This window comes from Allobosea lupini (genome assembly GCF_900109525.1).
GTDB lineage: Bacteria > Pseudomonadota > Alphaproteobacteria > Rhizobiales > Beijerinckiaceae > Allobosea > Allobosea lupini.
This window is the reverse complement of sequence record NZ_FOAN01000007.1, coordinates 143,852-165,452: the sequence shown is the minus strand read 5'-3', so window position 1 is coordinate 165,452 and position 21,601 is coordinate 143,852. Positions and strand designations below refer to the sequence as shown.

Genomic DNA, 21,601 nt, shown 5'->3' with positions numbered 1-21,601 from the left:
TCCGCCCATGCCGCGCTTGAACGCCACTGGCACTTTGCCGGCGCGTATCCTACATTGGCGCGGCGGGGCTGCCTGGTGCGTGCGAGTCATGTATTCCCGGGCCCATACGACTCCCTAGGGAGCTGTCCCTGACCGGGTCCCTGGACCCGGACACACGGCGCCCACCTACTTTGTAGGTGTCCCGGGATCGAAATCTCCACGGCCGAGGTGGCTCCGCACCCCATGACCGACAGCGTCTCTCTCGCCCCCTCCCCGCGCAAGGCCGCGCTGCGCGCCGAGGCGCTCGCCCGGCGCGACGCGCTCGAACTCGACGACCGCCTGCTCTGGGACGAGGCCATCGTCGCACGCGTGCTGGCGCTGCCGGTCTTCACGCAGGGGCCGATCTCCGCCTATTGGCCGATGCGCTCCGAGGCCGATCCGCGCCCGATCCTGGAGGCCCTGCACGAGCGCGGCCTGCTGCTCTGCCTGCCGGCGATCGTCGAGAAGCGCATGCATTTTCGGCGCTGGGCGCCGTGGGAGCCGATCGTGCCTGGCGGCTTCGGCACGCTGGTACCGGCGCCCGAGCAGCCCGAAGTGAAGCCCGCCATCCTGATCGTCCCGCTCGCTGCCTTCGACCGGCGCGGCTACCGGATCGGCTACGGCAAGGGCTATTACGACCGCGCCATTACCGAGCTGGAACCGGCCCTGACCGTCGGCATCGCCTATGCGGCGCAGGAGATCGCGGAAGTGCCAGCCGAGCCGCATGATCGCCGCCTCGACTGGGTCGTCACACAGGACGAGACGATCCGCTGCGGTTGATTTCGCCGCGGCGATCACGTCATTAGCGGCTGCGCCTTTCCTTCAAGACGCTGCCGTCCCGCCGTGTTTTCTCAAAGCCGCACAATCGTACCGCGCGGCCTGGGAAGAGCCGGGACGGCTGTCTTGCGTGGAGATGCGAAATAACGGGCCGTGATGCACGGCCCAAGCGTTGGATCGTGACATGCGTCTGCTCTTTCTCGGTGACATCGTCGGGCGCGCCGGACGTCTCGCCGTCCAGGATCGCCTCCCCGGGCTGCGCGAGCGCTGGAAGCTCGACTGCGTCGTCATCAACGGCGAGAACGCCGCCGGCGGCTTCGGCATCACAGAGGCGATCTGCGACGAGACGCTGGCCGCCGGCGCCGATGTCGTCACGCTCGGCAACCATTCCTGGGACCAGCGCGAGGCGCTGGTCTTCATCGAGCGCCAGCCGCGCCTGATCCGTCCGGCGAACTATCCGCCCGGCACGCCCGGCCGCGGCGCGACCGTGATCGAGGCGAGGAACGGCGCCCGCGTCCTTGTCGTCAACGTCATGGGCCGCCTGTTCATGGATGCGCTCGACGACCCCTTCGCCGCGCTGGAGCGCGAGCTCGCCGCCTGCCCGCTCGGGGACGCGGCCGACGCCGTCATCGTCGACGTCCATGCCGAGGCGACCAGCGAGAAGCTCGCCATGGCCTACTATCTCGACGGCCGCGCCAGCCTCGTCGTCGGCACCCACACCCATGTCCCGACGTCGGACACGCGCGTGCTGCCGGCCGGCACCGCCTACCAGACCGATGCCGGCATGTGCGGCGACTACGAGTCGATCCTCGGCATGCAGAAGGAGGAGGCGATCCGCCGCTTCCTGCAGAAGACGCCGGGGTCGCGGCTGGAGCCGGCGCTCGGCGAAGGCACGCTCTCGGGCATCGCGGTCGAGACCGACGACCGCACCGGCCTCGCCAAGGCGGCCTGGCCGGTGCGCCTGGGCGCTACGCTCACTGAGACCTGGCCGACCGCCTGGGACGAATAGACCGGCCGATGTCGCAGCTGTTCTCTGCCTTCGTCGCCGTCTTCGTCGGCTACGCGGCCTCGGTCGCGGTGATCCTTGCCGCCGCACAGGCGGTCGGCGCGACGCCGGGACAAACCGTCTCCTGGCTCGCTGGGCTCGCCATCGCCAAGGGGCTGTCCAGCTTCATCCTGTCCTGGCGGCATCGTATGCCGATCATCTGCGCCTGGTCGACGCCCGGTGCGGCGCTGATCGCTGCGGTGAGCGGCGTCGACATGGCCTCGGCCGTCGGCGCCTTCCTCGCCGCCGCCGTGCTGATGATGACGACCGCCGCCTTCCGCCCGCTCGGAGCGCTGGTCGAGCGGATCCCGATGAGCATCGCCGCGGCCATGCTCGCCGGCGTGATCTTCCGCTTCGTCGTCGCCGTCTTCGACGAGATGCGCCTGCAGCCGGCTTTGGTGCTGACGCTGCTCATGGTCTTCCTGCTGGCGCGGTTGTGGAACCCCTTCCTCGGCGTCATCGCGGCGCTCGGCGCCGGGCTCGCCCTCGCCTTCGCCACCGGCACAGCGACACTGCCCGCCGGCCCCGTCGCGCTGACGCATGTCGAGCTGATCGTCCCGCATCTCGATCTCACGGCCATCGTCGGCATCGGCATCCCGCTCTATCTCGTCACCATGGCGGCGCAGAACCTGCCGGGCTTTGCCGTGCTGCGCGCCTCCGGCTACCAGCCGCCGACGGCGTCCTGCCTGTTCGTCACCGGGTTGATGTCGTTCCTGACCGCCCCGACCGGCGCTCATATGGTCAACATGGCGGCGATCAGCGCCTCGATCTGCACCGGCGCCGACACGCATCCCGATCCGAAGGAGCGCTGGAAGGCCGGGGTCTGGTACGCTTTGCTCTGGCTCGTTGTCGCCGCAACATCCGGCCTGCTGCTGGCGCTCATCCTCGCCATGCCGAAGGCGCTGATCGTCGCGGTCGCCGGCCTCGGCCTCGTCGGCTCGCTCACCGGCGCACTCAGTCAGGCAATGGGCAGCGACAAGGGCCGCTTCGCCGCGGTCGTCACCTTCGCCGTTGCAGCCTCCAGCCTGTCGCTGTTCGGCGTCGGCTCCGCGTTCTGGAGCCTCGTCGCCGGGCTTATGGTCTTGACATTGGACCACGCCGCGGGCCGTTTGCGCGGACGATCATGAACACATCCGTCCCCCGCACCCGCCTGATGCTCGTCACGCCGCCGATCTCGGATCCCGGCGCCATCTCCTTTCGCCTGATGCAGGCCTTCGCCGGCGGCGATGTCGCCGCCGTGCTGCTGCGACTCGCGCCCGGCGACGAGCGCAGCCTCACCGAACGGGTCAAGGCGCTGGCCCCCCCGGTGCAGGCGCAGAACGTCGCGCTGGTCGTCGAGGCCTCGGCCCAGGTCGCCAGCCGCGGCGGCGCCGACGGCGTCCATCTGACCGCGGGAGCCGAGGCGGTCGCCGAGGCGCGCTCCAGCCTGAAGCAGGAACGCATCATCGGCGCCGGGGGCTTGCGCTCGCGCCATGACGCGATGGATATCGGCGAGACCGGCGTCGACTACGTCATGTTCGGCGAGCCGCGGCCGGACGGCTCGCTGCCGGCGCTGCCGGCGGTGATCGAGCGCGCCTCCTGGTGGGCCGAGATCTTCGAGACCCCCTGCATCGCCTATTGCCCGGATGCGGAGTCGGTTCCGGCCCTGATCGAGACCGGCGCCGAATTCATCGCGCTCGGCGAATGGGTCTTCGCCGAGGATGTCGACATCCGCACCGCAGTTGCGCAGGCGGATGCCGCGATCGCAGCGCAGCACGCCCGCAGGATGGCGCGATGAGGCTTGCGCTCGCAGCGCTCGCCCTGATGGTCGCCCTCCCTGCCACTGCGGCGGAGCCGGACCTCGCCTACGGCGCCTATCAGGCCGGACACTACCGGAGAGCCCAGGACGAAGCCTTGAAGCGGCTCGAGGCCGATCCGAAGGACGCCGCGGCGATGACGCTGCTCGGCGAGATTTACCGGCAGGGGCTCGGGGTCCGCATCGATCCCAAGGCCGCCGCCGACTGGTATCGCCTCGCTGCCGACAAGGGCGACGTCAACGCGATCTTCGCCCTCGGCATGGCGATGCTGGAAGGCCGTGGTCTGGCGCGCGATCCGAAGGCCGGCGGCGTCCTGCTGGAGAAGGCCGCGGCCGCCGGGCATCCCGCCGCCAACTACAATCTCGCCCTCGCCTTGCTCGCGACCGGGCGCGCGCAGGACGACCAGCGCGCCATCGCCTGTCTCAGGATCGCCGCAGCCGCCGACCTCGCCGACGCCCAGCACGCGCTCGGCGTGCTCTACAAGATGGGCCGTGGCGTGGCGCAGGACGACGCCGTGGCGGCCGAATGGATGGGAAAGGCTGCCGCCAACGGCCTGATCGCCGGCGAGGTCGAGTATGCGATCGTGCTGTTCAACGGCGACGGCGTGGCCAAGGACGAGCGCGCCGCGGCAAAGCTCTTCATCCGCGCCGCCAACAAGGGCAATGCCATCGCCCAGAACCGGCTGGCAAAGCTCTACCAGTTCGGCCGTGCCGTCCCGCCCGACCTCTCGGAGGCGGCCGCCTGGCACCTCGCGGCGCGCGCCCAGGGCCTTGCCGACGCCACGCTCGATCAGCTCCTGGAGCGGCTTTCGCCGGAGCAGCGCGAGCGCGCCGCGCGTCTTGCCGCCGACCGGATCGAGGCCACGGCCTTGACGACGCCGAGCCAACCGAGCAAGTGACGGCGAAATTGCCGGCGCGAAGTCGGCGCCGCTCCACCACCGCTCTTTGATAGTCTGTTCTCTTCTGCCGCGCGTCGCGCGCCTCGAGGTTTGTACAATGATCCGCTCCCCCCTGATGACCGTGATGACCGATGCCGTGATGAAGGCGTCGCGTTCGCTGAAGCGCGATTTCGGCGAGGTCGAGAACCTGCAGGTCCTGGCCAAGGGCCCGGGCGATTTCGTCTCCAAGGCCGACCACAAGGCCGAGGAGATCCTGCGCGCGGCGCTGGAGAAGGCCCGGCCCGGCTACGGCTTCGTCATGGAGGAGAGCGGCGTCGTCGCTGGCACCGACGAGAGCAATCGCTGGCATATCGACCCGCTCGACGGCACCCACAACTTCCTGCGCGGCATCCCGCACTGGAACATCTCGGTGGCTCTGGAGCGCGACAACCAGTTCATCGCCGGCGTGATCTACGACGCCGCTAAGGACGAGCTCTTCATCGCCGAGAAGGGCAAGGGCGCCTATGCCAACAACCGCCGCCTGCGCGTCTCCGGCCGGCGCGAATCGGCGGACATGCTGATCGGAATGGGCGTGCCGCATATCGGCAAGGGCGGCCATCCGCTCTTCCTGAAGGAGCTCGGCGCGGTGATGAGCCGCTTCGCCAATGTCCGCCGCATGGGCTCGGCCGCGCTCGACATCGCCTATGTCGCCGCCGGCCGCATGGACGCCTATTGGGAACGCGGCCTCAACACCTGGGATTTCGGCGCCGGCGCGGTGATGGTGCGCGAGGCGGGCGGCACCTTCGGCACGCTCGACGGCAAGCAGCCGACCTCGGCCAAGGACGTGATCTGCGGCAACGAGGCCGGCGAGCCGGCGTTGCGCGCAGTCCTCAAGACGGTTCTTTGACGAAACCGAGGCCGTTTTCGGCTTGATCCTAGCGTGGCGGGAGGCGACAGTCGCCCGCGCTACGAAACCGGATCGGATGAGCAGGCATGGCCAATGACGAGGCGGCCCCGGAGGTCCCGCCGCTGGAGCCCCCAGCGACGAGCCCCTATCGGCCGCAGACGTTCCGCTTCTCCCGCCCGCTGCGCTATTTTCTCCGCGCGCTGGTCTTCCTCGCGCTGATCGGCTTCCTGATCTTCATCCTGCAGGCGGGCCTGCTCACCGCCTTCATGACCAATCCCGGGCTCAACGGCCTGATTGTCGGCGCGCTCGCAGTCGGCGTCCTCCTGTCGCTGCGCGAACTCTGGCGCGTCGACAGCGAGGCGCGCGCTGCTACCCGCCTCGCCGCAAATCCGGCCGGCGCGACCCTGCGGCGCAACCAGGTGATCAGCCCGCTTGCCCCCGTGCTGCCGGCGCTGGAACAGCGCAACCTCGCTCCCAGCCAGGCGACGAGCCTGCTCGAATCGATCGCGGTCCGGCTCGACGACGGGCGCGAGGTACTGCGCTACCTTGCCGGACTGCTTGTCTTCCTCGGCCTGCTCGGGACCTTCTGGGGCCTGCTCGACACCGTCTCCTCGGTCGGCAACGTCATCAAGAGCCTGCGTACCGGTGCGGAAGCGGGCGTGCTCTTCGACGAGCTCAAGGCCGGCCTCGCCGCCCCGCTCGCCGGCATGGGCCTGTCTTTCTCGTCCTCGCTGTTCGGCATCGCCGGTTCGCTGATCCTCGGCTTCCTCGACCTGCAGGTCGGCCAGGGCCAGCGCCGTTTCCGCAACGAGATCGAGGGCTATCTCGGCACCGCCACGAGCCATTCCGCGACGACCCCGCTGGCGATGTCCCCCGCCGGCCCGACTGTCGCCGGCGACATCGTGGTCGAGCGCCTCGACAAGCTCCAGGCCGCCATGCAGGACGGCTCCAACAACCGCGCGGCGACGCAGGCGCTGGCCAATCTCGCCGAGGGCATCCAGGGTCTCGTCCAGCACATGCGCTCCGAGCAGCAATTGATCCGCGACTGGGTCGAGGCGCAGGCCGTGCGAGAGAAGGATCTGAAGCGCCTGATCGAGCGCCTCGCCGCCGAGCGGGTGAGCGAGTCGTGATTGCGCCGAGAAGGCGCTGTTCGAAAGGTGAATGATATCCGCGCTGGTCATCCCGGCCGGAGCGCAGCGTAGAGCCGGGATCCATTCCGGAGCCTAGCCGAAAGAGGTTCCGGAATGGATCCCGGGTCTCCCTCCGGTCGCCCGGGATGACCACGCAGCAGAGGAGTATCGGAGCCAATGGCCCTGTCGCGCTCGCATCGCCGGGAAGAGGTCAATTTCTGGCCGGGCTTCGTCGACGCGCTCTCGACGATGCTGATCGGCATCGTCTTCCTGCTCTCGGTCTTCGTCCTCGGCCAGTTCTTCCTGTCGCAGGAGATTTCCGGCCGCGACACAGTGCTCGACCGGCTTAACCGCCAGATCTCCGAGCTCAGCGACCTGCTCGCCCTCGAGCGTTCGAGCGGCAAGGAGGCGAAGGATTCGCTCGCCTTGCTGCAGTCCTCGCTCGCTAGCGAGCAGGCCGAGCGCGCCCGCGTCCAGGGCCTGCTCGACGGCGCCGCCCGCACCAACGCGCCGACCCAGCTCGCCGAGACGCAGAAGGCGCTCGACGCCGAGAAGCAGCTTTCCGCCAAGGCGCAGGCCACGGTCGAGCTGGTCAACCAGCAGATCGTCGCCATGCGTCGCCAGCTCGCGGCACTGGAGGAGGCGATCGGCGCCGCCGAGGCCAAGGACAAGGAATCGCAGGCGCGCATCTCCGAGCTCGGCTCGCGCCTCAACGTCGCGCTGGCCCAGCGCGTGCAGGAGCTGGCACGCTATCGCTCCGACTTCTTCGGTCGCCTGCGCCAGGTGCTCGGCACAAGGCCCGACATCCGTGTCGTCGGCGACCGCTTCGTCTTCCAGTCCGAGGTGTTCTTCGACGCCGGCCAGGCCGTGCTGAAGCCGGAAGGCCGCGGCGAGCTCGACAAGCTCGGGGCGATCATCGCCGATCTCGCCCGCGAGATGCCTCCGGACCTGCCCTGGATCCTGCGCGTCGACGGCCATACCGACAACCGGCCGATCCGCTCGCAGCAATTCCCGTCGAACTGGAGCCTGTCGACCGCGCGCGCCGTCGCCGTGGTCGAATACCTCGTCAGCAAGGGCATTCCCGCCGACCGTATCGCCGCGACCGGCTTCGGCGAGTTCCAGCCGCTCGACGTCGCCAACAATGACGACGCCTGGCGCCGCAACCGCAGGATCGAGTTCAAGATCACCGAACGGTGAACCGCAGGCTTGGCGGTGTACGCGACTCCGTCGCCGCGCCCCGAACTTCGCGGCCTACACGAAACGGATGATGCGGCAACCGGCGGCATCGGTCCTGATGAGCGGCCGCGTAACCTGGAGACGTGTGGTGGCCCTCAAATCCTTTCTCTTCGCCGGCAATCAGGCGCTGGAGCAGTGCGCCGTTCGCGACGCCTCGCATATCCTGCGCGGCGCCAAGGGCGTCCATGTCGGCAAGATCCAGGCTGCATTGGCTGCCCTGGACGATGCAGTGATCGATCCGGCCGAGTGGCGCGGCCGCATCTACGGAGCCTCGACCGAACGGGCCGTCCTCGCTTTCAAGCAGAAGCGCAAGATCATCAACCGCAGCTACCAGTCCAAGGAGGACGCGATCGTCGGCAAGATGACGATCGCTGCCCTCGACGAGGAAATGAAGGCCCTGGAAGTCAAGGGCATCTCGAGCGGCACGTCGCGCTGTGCCTCGCCCAATTGCTCACCGCTCCAGGGCCGCCGGATGCTCGCCATCGCCCGTCGGCAGGCCGACATGCGGGGAGCGGGCGGTTTCGTGGCGAGCGCTGCGGAGGATCCGTCTGCGATCGTAGCGGGCTCGAACCGGCAGCGCATAACCGCGCCGGTCGCGGCGAATGCGGAAAAACCCAAGCTGATGGTCGGCGTCGGCAGTGGCCGCGGCGAGGGCGGCGCCTCGGTCCTGGCCGGCGTCAACTACCAGATGGTCCCGCTGCACGGCACGCGCACGATCACCGCGATGACATACGGCGCGAGAACGCGCCTGCGTGTGCCGGCCAATGTCACCGTCGCGATCGACGGCGCGCCTGCGGCGCCGGTCGACTCGGTGGTCACGATCCCCGCCGGCCCCGGGGTCAGGGACATCACGGTGACCGGGGTAAGCGCCGGCACCGGAGTCCTGATGCTCCGCGCCGACGGCGAAAGCTGGGAGGAAGTTCTTGCCCGGGACGCGCTGCTCAGCGTCAAGGGCGCCATCTCTGTCCACGCCCGTGCAGTCTTCGTCACCGACGCCAGGAAGAATCGCAGCCAATACAGCGAGAGCGATGTCCAGACCGCCATGGCCTCGCTGACGCGCTTCTTCAAATCGTGGTGCAATATCGATATCGCCTATCACGGTTCGATGCCGTTCGCGGTCGACGAGGACCTCGGCGACCCGTTCGATGCAGGCCAGCGCGTCGCGGCTGAAATGGGAAGCGACGCGGTGTTCCACTTCGCGGGCGGGAAGCAGCGGGTGTTCGACAACGAGTTCGATCGCCTCAAGGGCAACCGCAGCAAGGTCGTCTACTTCATGTGGCGTCTGAAGGGTGAGCGCACGGTGGCGGTCACCTATCACGACCGCGTTTTCATGCAGAACTACGGCGACGACCAGAAGAAGCTCATCATCGCCCTCGCCCACGAGATGTGTCACGCCATGGGCGCCCACGAGCATTCGACCCAGATCGGCAACCTGATGTACGAGGTGATCGAGGGCATGGGGCCGGCGATGGACTTCGTCGATATCGACCTGTGCAATCCGGGCTGACATGAGGACGGCTCGCGTCGCAGCCCGAGCCCGGGGTCTGCGCCGGGCCGATCCGAAAGCTGCGCAGCACCATGCTCCTGCAATATGGGCGCCAGCTCACCCTCGTCCTAGGCTGGCTTCTGGTATGGTAGTATACCGCCACTCAAGGCCGAGCCCGCCAGGAGCAGCATGATCGATATCCGCATCACCCCCGACAAGAACGAACTCGGCAAGCAGGCGGCGGCACTCGGCGCCGAGGCAATCCGCGCCGCCATCGCCCGCCATGGCGAGGCGACGATCATCGTCGCCACCGGCGCGAGCCAGTTCGAGATGCTACAGAACCTCGTCGTGGCCGAGGGCATCGACTGGTCGAAGGTCACCGCCTTCCATCTCGACGAATATGTCGGCCTTCCGGAAAGCCATCCGGCGAGCTTCCGCGGTTATCTGAAAGAGCGCTTCCTCGCTCCGCTCCCCGTCAAGCCGGCCTTCGTTCCGGTCAATGGCGAGGGCGATCCCGCCGCCGAGACGAAGCGTCTCAATGCACTGATCGGCGGGCGCCGCATCGATCTCTGCTTCGCCGGCTTCGGCGAGAACTGCCACCTCGCCTTCAACGACCCGCCGGCCGATTTCGAGACCGAGGAGCCCTACATCGTCGTCACGCTCGACGAGGCCTGCCGCAACCAGCAATTCGGCGAAGGCTGGTTCGAAAGCCTCGAAGCGGTACCGGAGCAGGCGATCTCGATGAGCATCCGCCAGATCCTGAAGAGCGAGCTGATCGTGCTGTCGGTGCCGGATGCCCGCAAGGCGCAGGCAGTGAAGGATGCGCTCGAAGGCGAGATCACGCCGCTCCATCCGGCCTCGATCCTGCAGCGCCATCCCAATACGGTGCTGTTCCTCGATCCGCCGGCCGCCTCGCTGCTGAAGAAGGGCTGAGGCGCAAATGCCCGTCTCGCCCGGCCTCGTCGATCTCCAGATCAACGGTTTCGCCGGCGTCGACTTCAACGACCCGGCGATCACTCCTGCCGATCTCGACCGGGCACTGGAGGCGATGCTCGCGACCGGCGTGACGCATTGCCTGCCGACGATCATCACCGCCCATCCGCACGAGCTGGTCGAGCGTTTTCAGGCGTTGGACAAAGCCGTCGCCGAGAGCCGGCTCGGGCCCCTGATGTGCCCGGGCTATCATCTCGAAGGCCCGTTCCTGAACCCGGCGCCGGGCTACCATGGCTGCCATCCGCCGCAGGCGATGACCGCGGCGAGGCCCGAGCTGATCGCCGAGGTCGAGCGTGGCCTGTCGCGGCCGATCCTGATGGTGACGCTTGCCCCCGAGCGCGAGGGCGCCATCAGGCTGACGAAGAGCCTGGCCGAGGCCGGCAAGATCGTCGCCGTCGGGCATTCAGCGGCCGATTTCGATCAGGTCTCTGCTGCGGCCGATGTAGGCCTGTCGCTCTCGACCCATCTCGGCAATGGCCTGCCGCAGAGCTTGCACAAGCTCGCCAATCCGATCTTCGCCCAGCTCGCCGAGGACCGATTGATGGCCGGCTTCATCGCCGACGGCATCCATGTCCATCCGAAGGCGCTCGCTGCGCTGATCCGGGCCAAGGGCCTAGAGCGCTCGATTCTGGTCACCGATGCGGTGGTCGCGGCCGCGGCGCCGATCGGCCGCTATCATTTCGCCGGCATGGCGGTCGATCGCATGCCGGATGGCTCGGTGCGGCAGGAGGCGGGCCTGCTCTCCGGCTCGGCCCTCTGCCTGGATGAAGCCGTCCGCAATGTCGTCTCCTGGGGCATCGCGACACCCGCTCAGGCCTTCGCCATGGCCTCCGACCATGCGCTTGCCGCGATCCGGCCGGCGCTCGCGGCGCATGGCCTCGTGCTTGCGGAGTGCGAGGTCGAGTGGTCGGATGAACTCTTCGTCAGGCGCGTCCGCCTCGCCGACCAGGAACGCCACTACGACGCATGAGCGCCGCCGAACGGCGCGACAACAAGAGGGGAAGGCAATGACCAACTATCCTGAGGGTATCGACCGCCGCACCGTGCTCGGCGGTCTCGGCGCGCTCGCAGCGAGCGGGCCGGCGCTCGCCGCCTCGCCGCCGCTGCCGACCAGCCCGGTCGTGATCAGCGTCATGGACGTCGGCGGTGCGCTGGCGCTGATGCAGAAGGCTTTCGAGGACTATCGCACCGCAAATCCCAAGCTGGTCTCGCGCATCGCCTTCGTGAAGGCCCCTGCCCCCGAGCTCGCCAGCAAGCTCAAGGCCCAGCAGGATGCCGGCAAGGTCGATCTCGACCTGATCCTGACCGGCAGCGACGGCCTCGCCGCCGGCCTCGAGCAGAAGCTCTGGCAGAAGATCCTGCCCGACTTTGCCGACAAGTTCCCGAACATCGAGGCCAATTACGAGCCGGCCGCGCTCAACCTGCACAAGGCGCAGGGCGACGGCTTCGGCGTCGTCGTCAACTACTACCCCTCCGGCCCGCTGCTCGAATACATGCCGGACCGGGTCAAGAATGTGCCGACCACGGCCGAGGAACTGCTCGCCTGGGCCAAGGCCAATCCGAACAAGTTCATGTATGCCCGCCCGACCAATTCCGGCCCGGGCCGCACCTTCATGATGGGACTGCCCTACCTCCTCGGCGACAAGGACCCGCAGGACCCCGTCGGCGGCTGGGACAAGACCTGGGCCTATCTGCAGGAGCTCGGCCAGTACATCGAGTACTATCCGGCCGGCACAGGCGCGACGATGAAGGAGTTCGGCGACGGCTCGCGCGACATCATCATCTCGACCACCGGCTGGGACATCAATCCCCGCGCGCTCGGCATCGTGCCGAAGGAAGCCCGGATCCAGACGCTGAAGGGTTTCCACTGGGTCTCGGACGCCTTCTTCATGTGCGTGCCCAAGGGCCTGCCGAACGACCGACTCGCGGTGGTCCTCGACATCATGGCGCATGTGCTGACGCCGAAGATGCAGGCCTATTCCTATGACGAGGGCTATCTCTATCCCGGCCCGGCGGTGAAGAACGTGCCGCTCTCGCTGGCGCCGGAATCGAGCCAGAAGGTCATCGCCGAGTTCGGCCGGCCGGAATATGCCGATCTCATCGCCAACAACCCGATCGAACTGCCGCTGAAGCCCGACAAGATGGTGGTCGCCTTCCGCAAGTGGGATGAGCTGGTGGGGGCGAAGCGGGCGAAGTGAAGCTCCGCGCAAAACCCCTCTCCCGGATGGGAGAGGGGCAGGGGTGAGGGACCGCCGCCGATTGTAAAGGCACTACGGTTCCGTTGCGCCCCCTGCCGACAAGGCAGGCCCTCATCCGGCGCTCCGCGCCACCTTCTCCCATCCGGGAGAAGGAAGAGGCGTCGCGGCCGGCATCAATGCCGATTGACTTCCCCGCCCCCCTGCGCTTTTCATCGCCGCAGAGCGCGTGGGGCGCCACCAGTCCGCGGCAAGGGAGCCTGCTCCCACCCACATATCAAGCGACGACATCGCATCATCGCTTTCTTCCGGCCTGTCGAGCGGACATCAGGCTGATCCCGGAAGGAAGATCCATGTCTGACGCGACCCGCGAAATCACGCCCCGTTCGACCCTCAAAACGATCCGCCGCCAGGCCAAGCGCTGGCTGAAGGAGATCGAGGCCGGCGATGCAGAGGCCATTGTCCGCTTCCGCAAGCTGATCCCAAACCATGCCGCCGTGCCGAAGCTGCGCGAGGTCCAGCATGCCCTCGCCCGCGACTACGGGCTGGCGAACTGGGCGGCGCTGAAACAGGAACTCATCGCGCGCGAGGCCGCGGCGCGCGGCCATGCCGCGCTCGTCGCGCTGTTCCTGGAGAAATCGGCGCTGCGCTATGGCGTCAGGCCGGGTACGCAAAGCTGGGGCGAATACGAAGCCGACCGACTGGCGCGTGGCGCGCTGGCGCAGCGCCTGCTCGAACGCCATCCCGAGATCGCTCGTGACAGCGTCCACGCCGCCGTCGCCGCGCATGATCTCGCTGCCGTCAGCGCCTGGCTCAGCAAGGATGCCAAGCTCGCGGACACGCCAAGCGAGTTCGACGGCTGGACGCCGCTGATCCGCCTCGCCTTCACCCGCCTGCCGAACGAAGCGCAGTCAGACAACGCCGTCGCGATCGCCCAGCTCCTGTTCGACCATGGCGCCGATCCGAACGCGCTGTTCAGCGACGGCACCAACCACTTCACGCCGCTCACCGGCGTCATCGGCGGCGGCGAGAACAACCAGCCCCCGCATCCGCAGGCCGAGGCGCTGGCGCGGCTCCTGATCGCTCGTGGCGCCGACGCCTTGAATGGCCAGGCGCTCTACAACTCCTCGCTCGGCGCCGACGACATCACCTGGCTCGACCTGCTCTGGAACGAGACGGAGAAGCGCGGCGAGACCCGGCGCTGGCATGAGCCCGTCCGCGAACTGCCGGCGCCGCCGCTCGACTACCTGCTCGGCAACGCCGTACCGCGCCAGCCGAAGCGGGCCGCCTGGCTCCTCGCCCATGGCGCCAATGCGCAGGCGCTCAACGCCTATTCGAAACAGAGCCTGGTCAAGCAGGCCATGCTTGACGGTCGCAGCGATCTCGTCCGCCTGCTCGTCGACAATGGCGCAAGCCCGGTCGCGCTCGATGGGCAGGAGGCTTTCACCGCTGCGGTCGCACGCGGCGATGAGGCCGAAGCGAGCCGGCTGCTCACGGGCAATCAGGAGTTCCTGCTCAGCCCGGCGCCGCTCTTCGTCGCGATCCGGCAGGGCAAGTCGGAGATCGCAGCTCTTGCCTTGCGCCTCGGCGTCTCGCCGGATGCCGAGACGCAGGACGGCGTTCGCGCCTTGCATGATGCGGCGGGGAGCGATGCGATCGAGATCGTCGCGCTCCTGGTCGAGGCGGGCGCCGAGATCGATCCGATCGAGCGCCGCTACGGCTCGACTCCACTCGGCTGGGCGCGGCATCAGGGTGCCAGCGCCGCGCAGATCTATCTGGCCTCACGCAGTCGCGATGTCGAAGCCTTGTGCCAGGCCGCCGAGATCGAGCGGCTGGAGGCGCTCTTCGCGGAGGAGCCGGCACTCGCCAATGCGCCGGCGCGCTCGGGCGAACCTCCACTGTTCTGCCTGCCCGACAACGACACCAGCGCCTGCGATCTCGTCGAGTTCCTGCTGGCGGCGGGGGCCGACCCGGCTGTGCGGAACGCCGAAGGGATGACGCCGGCGCAGGCCGCGCGCAAGCGGGGACTTCTGGATGCGGCGGCGCTGCTGGAGACTTCCCTTCTCCCCTTGGGGGAGAAGGTGGCAGCGCGAAGCGCTGACGGATGAGGGAAGGACTGCGCAAGCGGCCCTTTCTCGTCAACCCAGTCGGCCCGCCCTCATCCCCCTGCCGGGACCTTCTCCCCCGAGGGGAGAAGGAGGCTAAGCCGCCTCCAGCCCGAACTGGAGCGCAGCGAGGCGCGCATAGAGCCCACCCTTGGCGACGAGGGCGGCGTGCGTGCCTTCCTCGACCACGCGCCCGTCTTCCATCACCAGGATGCGGTCGGCGGAGAGGATCGTCGCAAGGCGGTGGGCGACGACGAGCGTCGTGCGCCCCTGCATCAGGCGGTCGAGTGCATCCTGCACGGCGCGCTCGCTTTCCGAATCGAGCGCCGAGGTCGCTTCGTCGAGCAGCAGGATCGGCGCGTCCTTCAGCACGGCCCGCGCGATGGCCAGGCGCTGGCGCTGGCCGCCGGACAAGGTGACGCCGCGCTCGCCGATGATGGTGTCGTAGCCCTCGGGCAACGCCCGGATGAAGCCGTCGGCGGCGGCGAGTTGTGCCGCGTCCTCGATCTCGGCCCGGCGCGCTCCGGGACGGCCATAGGCGATGTTGTCGGCGACGGAGACGCCGAACACGGTCGGCTCCTGCGGAACCAGCGCAAAGCGGCTGCGCCAGTCGGTGGGGTCGGCCTCCGGCCCGGCGACGCCGTCGACGACGACGCGGCCGGCGAAGGGATCGTAGAAGCGCAGCGCCAATTGCAGAACCGTGCTCTTGCCGGCGCCGGACGGACCGACCAGCGCGACCCGCTCGCCCGGCTTGATCGCCAGATCGAGATCGGCGAGCGCGAGGTTGCTGCGGCCGGGATAGCGGAAGGAGACGCCTTCGAAGGACAGCGCGCCGACTGGCGGTGTCGGCAACGCCTTCGGGTGCGGCGGCGCAGCGATCGCCGGCTTGGTCGCGAGGATCTCACCGAGCCGTCCGGCCGCGCCGGCGGCAGCCGAGATGTCGCCATAGACCTCCGAGAGCTGGCCGAGCGAGCTTGCCGCCAGCACGGCATAGAGTACGAACTGCGACAGGCGCCCACCGCTCATCCGCCCGGCGAAGACCTCGGTCGCGCCGACCCAGAGCACCAGCACGACGCTGGCCGAGACCAGGAAGATCGCGATGCCGGAGAGCCAGGCGCGCGAGCGCGTCGCATCGCGCGAGGCCTCATAGGCACCGTCCGAAGCCCCCTGGAAACGCTGCGTCGTCGCGCGCTCGGCGCCGAAGGACTGCATGGTCCGGATCGCGCCGATCGCCTCCGAGGCGAAGGCGGAGGCATCGGCGAGCCGGTCCTGCGCGGCGCGGGCGCGCTTGCGCACGCTGCGGCCGGAGAAGACGAGCGGCAGCACGACGAGCGGGATCGCGCCGATCACGATCGCCGAGAGCTGCGGGCTGGTCGCGACCATCAGCGCCAGAGCGCCGAGGAACATGATGCCGTTGCGCAAGGCGATCGAGGCGGTCGAAGCGAAGGTCGACTTGATCTGCGTGGTATCGGCGGTCAGGCGCGAGACCAGGTCGCCGGCCCGGCTGGCGTCGAAGAAGGCCGGCTCGAGCTTGGTCAAATGGGCGAAGACGTCGGAGCGCAATTGCGAGACGACACGCTCGCCCACCGTCATCACCAGGTAGAAGCGAAACGAGCTCGCCAGCGCCAGAACGGCGACGACGCCGATCAGGATCGCGAAATAGGAGTTCGCCAGCTGCTGCTCACCGCCGGAAAAGCCGACATCGATGACACGCCGGACCGCCATGGGTAGCGCGAGCGTCGCGACCGAGGCGACGATCAACGCGACCAGCGCAAAGGCGATCCGCTGCTTCTGCGCCAGCGCATAGGGCCAGAACGAGCGCAGCGCGCTGAAATCCGGCCGCGCCTTCTGGTCTTCCTTGATCTCGTTCGCCACGCTTACCTATCCCGAAAAGCTTGCACCGTCGCCGCGGCTGCGCTATGGGCAGCCCACTTCACAACAGGCTCATACGAATTGTTCGAAGAGCCGGCGATGCGCGCCGAGTTCCGGCCGCCAGCTTTTCGAATTGAGGATTTCGCCATGAAGACCGGCATTCATCCCGACTACCACACCATCAAGGTCGTCATGACCGATGGCACCGAATACTTCACGCGTTCGACGCTGGGCAAGGAGGGCGACACCCTCAACCTCGACATCGACCCGAAGACCCACCCGGCCTGGACCGGCGGCACCCAGCACATGCTGGACCGTGGCGGCCGCGTCTCGCGCTTCAACTCGCGTTTCGGCGCGCTGGGCACCCTCGGCAAGAAGTAATTTGTGTTTTCCGGGCCTTCTGGCCCGAGAGCCAAATAGAGAAGCCCGGCCTCGCGGCCGGGCTTTTTGCATTGGCGGCGACGATACGCCGCGGTCAGACTTGCCGTCGTTCTCGAGCGAGGCGCAGCGCAGACCCGAGAATCCTATAACGAGAAGGCTCTATCGGAGCCCCCTCCGGCCTGAGATGCTCGGCGCAAGCCTGAGCATGACGCGCCCTTGTCAGCGCAGCAGGCCGAGCCGGGCCTGCAGGCTCTCGATCTGGCCGCGCACCGGATTTGCCGGCGCGGGGCGGACAGCGCCCGACATCTGCTGGTCGAGATTGCGGATACGCTCCTGCAGGCGGATCGAGTGGGCCACGAGATCGCGCAGGCGCTGCGGCAGACGCGCCGCCTCGGCGCTGCTCGGCTGCAGCATCGGCTCAGCGATACGCACCTTGTTGTGCTCGCTGCGCGCCTGCTCGGCGCTCATCTCTCCCTCGGCGACGGCGCGCTGCACCAGCAGCCAGGAGGCGATCTGCATCAGCCGCGTCGTCAGGCGCATACTCTCGGTCGCATAGGTCAGCGAGACCTCGCGCTGCAGAGCGGCCGATTCGGCCCGCCCCTCGCCGTCGAGGTAGGAGGCGGTGGCCTCGACCAAACCCATCCCCTCGCGGAACAGCTGCATGAACGCCTCGGACTTGACGAAGCTGCGCGCAAACGGGATCGCGCCATCGTCGGCCTCGGGCCTCAGCATCGTCAAATCGGTCATCCCTTGTCTCCAATCGGCACAGTGGCGCGCGATCGAGAGACGCGACGCCTGACTGGCCGGGACATCGCAAGGATAACGCCATCACTCTGTCGGCGCCGCGGTAACGTCTCATTAAGGTTAACGGTGCGATGGTCCGGCCCGGCGACGCCTTGCCCTGCCCGAGAATCCGGGCACCAGACCAAAAAAAGAGCCGCCTTGAGGGCGGCTCGAAGGTCAACAGGGAGGCGTCAAACAGAGTGGGCAGGAGCCACTCGACATCCAGACAAACTGGATGATGCGATTCATACTTTGGAATCGTTAAGCGGCCGTTAACGCCGCCCGAAAACGCGACAAATTCGAACGATACTGACGCATTGCAGAACCTCAGCGCGTCACCGTCAGCTTCAGGCCGAAGCGCTCGCTGACGAAGCGCTCGCCGAGCGAATAGCGATAGGTCCCTCCCAGGCTGACGCTGGGCGCGATCTCGCGCCGGATCTCGATGCTGTGGCCGCCGAGCACCGTGACCGGTGCCTGCATGGTCACAATGGTCTGCGGCCAACGGAGCTGGAAAGCGGCGAGCGGCTTGCCGCCATCCTCGCGCAGCCCGATCCTGGCAGTGTCCTCGACGGCGATGGCGGGTGCTGCGGCGAGCAAGGCCGTGGCGAGTGCGACGAAGCGCATCGTCTTGTCTCCTGTCGAAAGGCGGGCACGCGATCGGGGACGGCACCCAGCCGTCTCTCCGCGCGTTTCCACCTGCTGTCATTGTCGGAAGCGACCCCGGCCGCGACATTGCGTCGGCAAGGGCGGGCGGCATTCGGCCGCCTTCTGTCCACGTCCTCAGGATAGGCGTTTCGCCACGCACAGCGAAGATGAATATCCGTTCATCTGCTGGCGCATCTTGTCGCGTGGCAGGAAGGACTCAATCTCGCACAAATTGCTGCCCAACCGACCAACCCTGTTGACCGCCGCGGTTTCGCCTCAAGCCTTCTTGAAGAAGGCGTCGGCGGCCGAACGCGAGGCCGACTTCTTCTCGCGCGCTTCCTTCAGCCGCTCGATCTCCGCTTCCAGAAGCGTGATCCGCTCGCTGAGTTCGGCGACCGCGAGTTGCGACAGGTCCTGCCCGATCTCATGGGCCCGCTTCGGCGCGGGGCGGTCGTCGTCGAGAAATCCAGCCATCATAGCCTCGCCTTGCATCCTCGGAGCGCGGGAGCTTAATCGGACGCGAACGCCGAGACCACAGGCGAGGAGACACTGCATGACTGCCCTGCCCGCGATGATGACCGCCATCGGCTTCGATGCCCCCGGCGGCCCGGATGTGCTCAAAGCCCAGCAGCGCCCGGTGCCGCAGCCCGGTCCTGGCCAGCTCCTCGTCCATGTCGCGGTCGCCGGCGTCAACCGGCCCGACGTGCTGCAGCGCCTCGGCGGCTATGCCCCGCCGCCCGGCGCGTCCGACATCCCCGGGCTGGAGATCGCCGGCCGGATCGTCGCGCTCGGCGAAGGCGTCTCGCGCTACCAGGTCGGCGATCAGGTCTGCGCGCTCGTCGCCGGCGGCGGCTATGCGCAATATGCCGTGGTCCACGAGGACAATGCCCTGCCGATTCCGTCCGGGCTGTCGCTGGAGGAGGCCGGCGCCCTCCCGGAGACCTATTTCACCGTCTGGACCAATGTCTTCCAGCGCGGCGGGCTGAAGAAGGGCGAGAGCTTCATGGTGCATGGCGGCACTTCGGGTATCGGCACCACCGCGATCCAGCTCGCCAAGGCTTTTGGCGCGACCGTTCTGGCGACCGCAGGATCGGACGAAAAATGCGCCGCCTGCCGTGACCTCGGCGCCGACCACGCCATCAACTACCGCACTGAGGATTTCGTCGCGGCGGCGAAGGCCGCGACCGGCGGACGCGGCGTCGACCTGATCCTCGATATGGTCGGCGGCGATTACATCAACCGCAATTACGACGCCGCCGCGGAGAGCGGCCGCATCGTCCAGATCGCCTTCCTCAACGGGCCCAAGGCCGAGGTCGATTTCCGCCGCCTGATGATGAAGCGGCTGACCCATACCGGCTCGACCCTGCGCCCGCGCACCATTGCCGAGAAGGCGGGAATCGCGCGCGAGCTGGAAGCGAAGGTCTGGCCGCTGCTGACCGAAGGGCGCTGCAAGCCGGTGATCCACGCCCGCTTCCCGCTGGCACAGGCCGCAGAAGCCCACCGGCTGATGGAGAGCAACGCCCATATCGGCAAGATCGTGCTGACGATCTGAGCGATCGGATTGATTGGACAGCCTTCCCGGCTTTGCCTATAAGGCGGCCTATCCTCCTCATCGTCGATGATTTGGATGACCGGCCGGGGCGGCCGGTCGGCGCCCGAGAGCTATTGCCCGCGACATTCCAGGAGACGGCCCGTGTCACAAACGCCGCTGATGCCGAAAGCCACTGCGGTCTGGCTGGTCGAGAACACCTCGCTGACCTTCGAGCAGATCGCCGAGTTCTGCAAACTGCATCCGCTCGAAGTCCGTGGCATCGCCGATGGCGAAGTCGCCGCCGGCATCAAGGGCCTCGACCCGATCACTTCCGGCCAGCTCACCCGCGAGGAGCTCGAGCGCGCCGCCAAGAACCCGGCGCACCAGCTCAAGCTCGCCGAGCGCAAGGTCAAGGTGCCGGAGATCAAGCGCACCAAGGGCCCGCGCTATACCCCGGTCTCGAAGCGCCAGGACCGCCCGAACGCGATCCTCTGGCTGCTGCGCAACCATCCCGAGCTCAAGGACGCGCAGATCATCCGCCTGATCGGCACGACCAAAACGACGATCGCCCAGATCCGCGACCGCACGCACTGGAACACCCAGCAGCTGCAGCCGATCGACCCGGTCAGCCTCGGCCTGACCTCGCAGATCGACCTCGACTTCGAAGTGGCCCGCGCCGCCAAGGAGCGTCCGGCGATGGTCCTGCAGAACACCGGCTCGACCCTGCTCCCGGCCGAGGAGACCACCGCGCCCGAGCCGGCGCCGTCCTCGCAGCCCTTCGCCGACATGAGCCGGCCGAAGCGCCAGGACGAGGAGAAGATCGACGTCGATTCGGTCTTCGCCAAGCTGAAGCAGCTCAAGCGCCCGGCTGACGACGAGGATGACGACGGCGGCTACTGAGTCCGGCCGGCCGGATTAGGATCGGAGGCGAGCGACGATGACGACGGACCTCGCCTTCACCTTTCTCGGCAGCGGCGCACCGCCCGTCAGCCTGCGCCGCGCCGGCCCTGCCCATCTGGTCGAGGCGGGCGGCAGCAAGCTTCTTATCGATTGCGGCTCGGGCGTCAGCCAGCGCCTCGTCGCCGCCGGCCATGCCGGGGCACAGATCGACGCGCTGATCGTCACCCATGAGCATTCCGACCATCTGGTCGATTTCTACCAGCTGATCGTCTCGTCCTGGCATCAGGGCCGCAAGCGGCCCTGGCGCGTGCTCGCGCCCGAGCCGGCGCTCGCCAATATGCGCGGCCAGTACGAGGCCTTCGCCCGCGAGCGCGCCTTGCGCATCGCCTTCGAGAAGCGTCCGGATGCGACCGGCCTGGAGGTCGTGTTCGAGGAGTTGCAGCAAGGCCCGGTCGCCGGCCTCGGCACCCTTGCGGTCGAAGCCTTCCTCGTCGACCACAAGCCGGTCGAGCCAGCCTTCGGGCTCAGCCTCTCGGCCAATGGCAGCCGCATCGTCTTCTCCGGCGACACCCGCCTGACGCCATCGCTCGAACAGGCCGCTGATGGCTGCGATCTCCTGGTCTGCGAGGTCTTCATCGACAGCCAGATGCCGGTGACCGCCGGTGTGCGTTCGGCCGAAACGGTTGCGTCGGTGCAGAGCTATCACATGACCCCGGCGGTCGTGGCCGGCCTCGCCCGGCGTGCCGGCGTAAAGGCGCTGGCGCTGACCCATCTCGTCCCGCCGGGGGCCGACACCGCGGCGCTCTTCGCCGAGGTCCGGGCCGGCGGCTATGCCGGACCGCTGGTCGTCGGCGAGGATCTGATGCGGCTGGAATTGCCGGCGCGGCTGCTGCGCTGGAACGGCGCCGCGATCGGGTTCTGAGC

The 21,601-nt window shown here is 68.1% G+C and carries 21 protein-coding genes and 1 other RNA gene; 18 read left to right on the top strand and 4 right to left on the bottom strand.

What is annotated here, in order from left to right; all coding sequences use genetic code 11:
• Positions 1–62: 62 nt before the first annotated feature.
• From ssrS to BMZ21_RS21060, 14 genes are all read left to right on the top strand, one after another.
• Positions 63–218: non-coding RNA, 6S RNA (ssrS, locus tag BMZ21_RS21125), on the top strand.
• Positions 219–222: 4 nt separating this feature from the next.
• Positions 223–798: a 5-formyltetrahydrofolate cyclo-ligase gene (locus BMZ21_RS21120; RefSeq protein ID WP_091838920.1), complete on the top strand. Its 576-nt coding sequence runs from the start codon at positions 223–225 to the stop codon at positions 796–798.
• Between the two features lie 181 nt (positions 799–979).
• Positions 980–1,804, top strand: coding sequence for a TIGR00282 family metallophosphoesterase (locus tag BMZ21_RS21115; protein WP_091838915.1), 825 nt, complete (start codon positions 980–982; stop codon positions 1,802–1,804).
• Between the two features lie 8 nt (positions 1,805–1,812).
• Positions 1,813–2,967 carry a benzoate/H(+) symporter BenE family transporter gene (locus BMZ21_RS21110; RefSeq protein ID WP_091838911.1) on the top strand — a complete coding sequence of 385 codons (1,155 nt, stop codon included), beginning with the start codon at positions 1,813–1,815 and terminating at the stop codon, positions 2,965–2,967.
• On the top strand, positions 2,964–3,617 hold the full coding sequence (locus tag BMZ21_RS21105) for a thiamine phosphate synthase (protein WP_091838908.1): 654 nt from the start codon (positions 2,964–2,966) through the stop codon (positions 3,615–3,617). The genes BMZ21_RS21110 and BMZ21_RS21105 overlap by 4 nt, the downstream gene beginning before the upstream one ends.
• Complete coding sequence (locus tag BMZ21_RS21100) at positions 3,614–4,534, top strand: tetratricopeptide repeat protein (RefSeq protein ID WP_091838904.1); 921 nt, start codon at positions 3,614–3,616, stop codon at positions 4,532–4,534. The genes BMZ21_RS21105 and BMZ21_RS21100 overlap by 4 nt, the downstream gene beginning before the upstream one ends.
• Before the next feature lie 97 nt (positions 4,535–4,631).
• The gene (locus BMZ21_RS21095) at positions 4,632–5,420 is read left to right on the top strand and encodes an inositol monophosphatase family protein (protein WP_091838901.1); all 789 of its coding nucleotides are present in this window, start codon (positions 4,632–4,634) and stop codon (positions 5,418–5,420) included.
• Positions 5,421–5,506: 86 nt separating this feature from the next.
• A complete protein-coding gene (locus tag BMZ21_RS21090; RefSeq protein WP_091838896.1) occupies positions 5,507–6,550 on the top strand; it encodes a hypothetical protein in 1,044 nt (347 codons plus the stop codon).
• Positions 6,551–6,727: 177 nt separating this feature from the next.
• On the top strand, positions 6,728–7,747 hold the full coding sequence (locus BMZ21_RS21085; RefSeq protein WP_091838892.1) for a peptidoglycan -binding protein: 1,020 nt from the start codon (positions 6,728–6,730) through the stop codon (positions 7,745–7,747).
• 127 nt (positions 7,748–7,874) lie between these two features.
• A complete protein-coding gene (locus tag BMZ21_RS21080; RefSeq protein ID WP_091838887.1) occupies positions 7,875–9,293 on the top strand; it encodes a peptidoglycan-binding domain-containing protein in 1,419 nt (472 codons plus the stop codon).
• A gap of 168 nt (positions 9,294–9,461) precedes the next feature.
• On the top strand, positions 9,462–10,205 hold the full coding sequence (locus BMZ21_RS21075; RefSeq protein WP_091838883.1) for a glucosamine-6-phosphate deaminase: 744 nt from the start codon (positions 9,462–9,464) through the stop codon (positions 10,203–10,205).
• Between the two features lie 7 nt (positions 10,206–10,212).
• Positions 10,213–11,235, top strand: coding sequence for an N-acetylglucosamine-6-phosphate deacetylase (locus tag BMZ21_RS21070; RefSeq protein ID WP_091838878.1), 1,023 nt, complete (start codon positions 10,213–10,215; stop codon positions 11,233–11,235).
• Between the two features lie 37 nt (positions 11,236–11,272).
• Positions 11,273–12,463, top strand: coding sequence for an ABC transporter substrate-binding protein (locus BMZ21_RS21065; protein WP_091838874.1), 1,191 nt, complete (start codon positions 11,273–11,275; stop codon positions 12,461–12,463).
• Between the two features lie 350 nt (positions 12,464–12,813).
• Positions 12,814–14,568, top strand: coding sequence for an ankyrin repeat domain-containing protein (locus tag BMZ21_RS21060; protein WP_091838870.1), 1,755 nt, complete (start codon positions 12,814–12,816; stop codon positions 14,566–14,568).
• 93 nt (positions 14,569–14,661) lie between these two features.
• Here the strand turns inward: BMZ21_RS21060 and BMZ21_RS21055 are convergent, their stop codons facing one another.
• Positions 14,662–16,440 carry an ABC transporter transmembrane domain-containing protein gene (locus BMZ21_RS21055; protein WP_091838867.1) on the bottom strand — a complete coding sequence of 593 codons (1,779 nt, stop codon included), beginning with the start codon at positions 16,438–16,440 and terminating at the stop codon, positions 14,662–14,664.
• A gap of 144 nt (positions 16,441–16,584) precedes the next feature.
• Here BMZ21_RS21055 and rpmE point away from each other — a divergent pair, with 144 nt between their 5' ends.
• Positions 16,585–16,818 carry a 50S ribosomal protein L31 gene (gene rpmE, locus BMZ21_RS21050; RefSeq protein WP_091839422.1) on the top strand — a complete coding sequence of 78 codons (234 nt, stop codon included), beginning with the start codon at positions 16,585–16,587 and terminating at the stop codon, positions 16,816–16,818.
• Positions 16,819–17,037: 219 nt separating this feature from the next.
• Here rpmE and rcdA read toward each other — a convergent pair whose 3' ends face one another.
• The 3 genes from rcdA to BMZ21_RS21035 form a co-directional block, all read right to left on the bottom strand.
• Complete coding sequence (rcdA, locus tag BMZ21_RS21045) at positions 17,038–17,565, bottom strand: protease adaptor protein RcdA (protein ID WP_091838862.1); 528 nt, start codon at positions 17,563–17,565, stop codon at positions 17,038–17,040.
• Between the two features lie 363 nt (positions 17,566–17,928).
• Positions 17,929–18,225, bottom strand: coding sequence for a hypothetical protein (locus BMZ21_RS21040; RefSeq protein WP_091838857.1), 297 nt, complete (start codon positions 18,223–18,225; stop codon positions 17,929–17,931).
• Positions 18,226–18,522: 297 nt separating this feature from the next.
• Positions 18,523–18,720, bottom strand: coding sequence for a DUF1192 domain-containing protein (locus BMZ21_RS21035; protein WP_091839418.1), 198 nt, complete (start codon positions 18,718–18,720; stop codon positions 18,523–18,525).
• A 79-nt stretch (positions 18,721–18,799) separates the two neighbouring features.
• Here BMZ21_RS21035 and BMZ21_RS21030 point away from each other — a divergent pair, with 79 nt between their 5' ends.
• The 3 genes from BMZ21_RS21030 to BMZ21_RS21020 all read left to right on the top strand — a co-directional run bounded on the left by BMZ21_RS21030 (position 18,800) and on the right by BMZ21_RS21020 (position 21,599).
• Positions 18,800–19,798: an NAD(P)H-quinone oxidoreductase gene (locus BMZ21_RS21030; RefSeq protein ID WP_091838852.1), complete on the top strand. Its 999-nt coding sequence runs from the start codon at positions 18,800–18,802 to the stop codon at positions 19,796–19,798.
• A gap of 141 nt (positions 19,799–19,939) precedes the next feature.
• A complete protein-coding gene (locus BMZ21_RS21025) occupies positions 19,940–20,677 on the top strand; it encodes a DUF1013 domain-containing protein (protein ID WP_091838848.1) in 738 nt (245 codons plus the stop codon).
• Between the two features lie 37 nt (positions 20,678–20,714).
• A complete protein-coding gene (locus BMZ21_RS21020) occupies positions 20,715–21,599 on the top strand; it encodes an MBL fold metallo-hydrolase (protein WP_091838844.1) in 885 nt (294 codons plus the stop codon).
• Positions 21,600–21,601 lie beyond the last annotated feature (2 nt).

Coding starts and splice junctions, on each gene's coding strand:
- BMZ21_RS21035 (WP_091839418.1), bottom strand. CDS start 18,720: ATGGCTGGATTTCTCGACGACGACCGCCCCGCGCCGAAGCGGGCCCAT.
- BMZ21_RS21110 (WP_091838911.1), top strand. CDS start 1,813: ATGTCGCAGCTGTTCTCTGCCTTCGTCGCCGTCTTCGTCGGCTACGCG.
- BMZ21_RS21105 (WP_091838908.1), top strand. CDS start 2,964: ATGAACACATCCGTCCCCCGCACCCGCCTGATGCTCGTCACGCCGCCG.
- BMZ21_RS21060 (WP_091838870.1), top strand. CDS start 12,814: ATGTCTGACGCGACCCGCGAAATCACGCCCCGTTCGACCCTCAAAACG.
- BMZ21_RS21095 (WP_091838901.1), top strand. CDS start 4,632: ATGATCCGCTCCCCCCTGATGACCGTGATGACCGATGCCGTGATGAAG.
- BMZ21_RS21085 (WP_091838892.1), top strand. CDS start 6,728: ATGGCCCTGTCGCGCTCGCATCGCCGGGAAGAGGTCAATTTCTGGCCG.
- BMZ21_RS21070 (WP_091838878.1), top strand. CDS start 10,213: ATGCCCGTCTCGCCCGGCCTCGTCGATCTCCAGATCAACGGTTTCGCC.
- BMZ21_RS21020 (WP_091838844.1), top strand. CDS start 20,715: ATGACGACGGACCTCGCCTTCACCTTTCTCGGCAGCGGCGCACCGCCC.
- BMZ21_RS21040 (WP_091838857.1), bottom strand. CDS start 18,225: ATGCGCTTCGTCGCACTCGCCACGGCCTTGCTCGCCGCAGCACCCGCC.
- rcdA (WP_091838862.1), bottom strand. CDS start 17,565: ATGACCGATTTGACGATGCTGAGGCCCGAGGCCGACGATGGCGCGATC.
- BMZ21_RS21065 (WP_091838874.1), top strand. CDS start 11,273: ATGACCAACTATCCTGAGGGTATCGACCGCCGCACCGTGCTCGGCGGT.
- BMZ21_RS21075 (WP_091838883.1), top strand. CDS start 9,462: ATGATCGATATCCGCATCACCCCCGACAAGAACGAACTCGGCAAGCAG.
- BMZ21_RS21120 (WP_091838920.1), top strand. CDS start 223: ATGACCGACAGCGTCTCTCTCGCCCCCTCCCCGCGCAAGGCCGCGCTG.
- rpmE (WP_091839422.1), top strand. CDS start 16,585: ATGAAGACCGGCATTCATCCCGACTACCACACCATCAAGGTCGTCATG.
- BMZ21_RS21115 (WP_091838915.1), top strand. CDS start 980: ATGCGTCTGCTCTTTCTCGGTGACATCGTCGGGCGCGCCGGACGTCTC.
- BMZ21_RS21030 (WP_091838852.1), top strand. CDS start 18,800: ATGACTGCCCTGCCCGCGATGATGACCGCCATCGGCTTCGATGCCCCC.
- BMZ21_RS21090 (WP_091838896.1), top strand. CDS start 5,507: ATGGCCAATGACGAGGCGGCCCCGGAGGTCCCGCCGCTGGAGCCCCCA.
- BMZ21_RS21100 (WP_091838904.1), top strand. CDS start 3,614: ATGAGGCTTGCGCTCGCAGCGCTCGCCCTGATGGTCGCCCTCCCTGCC.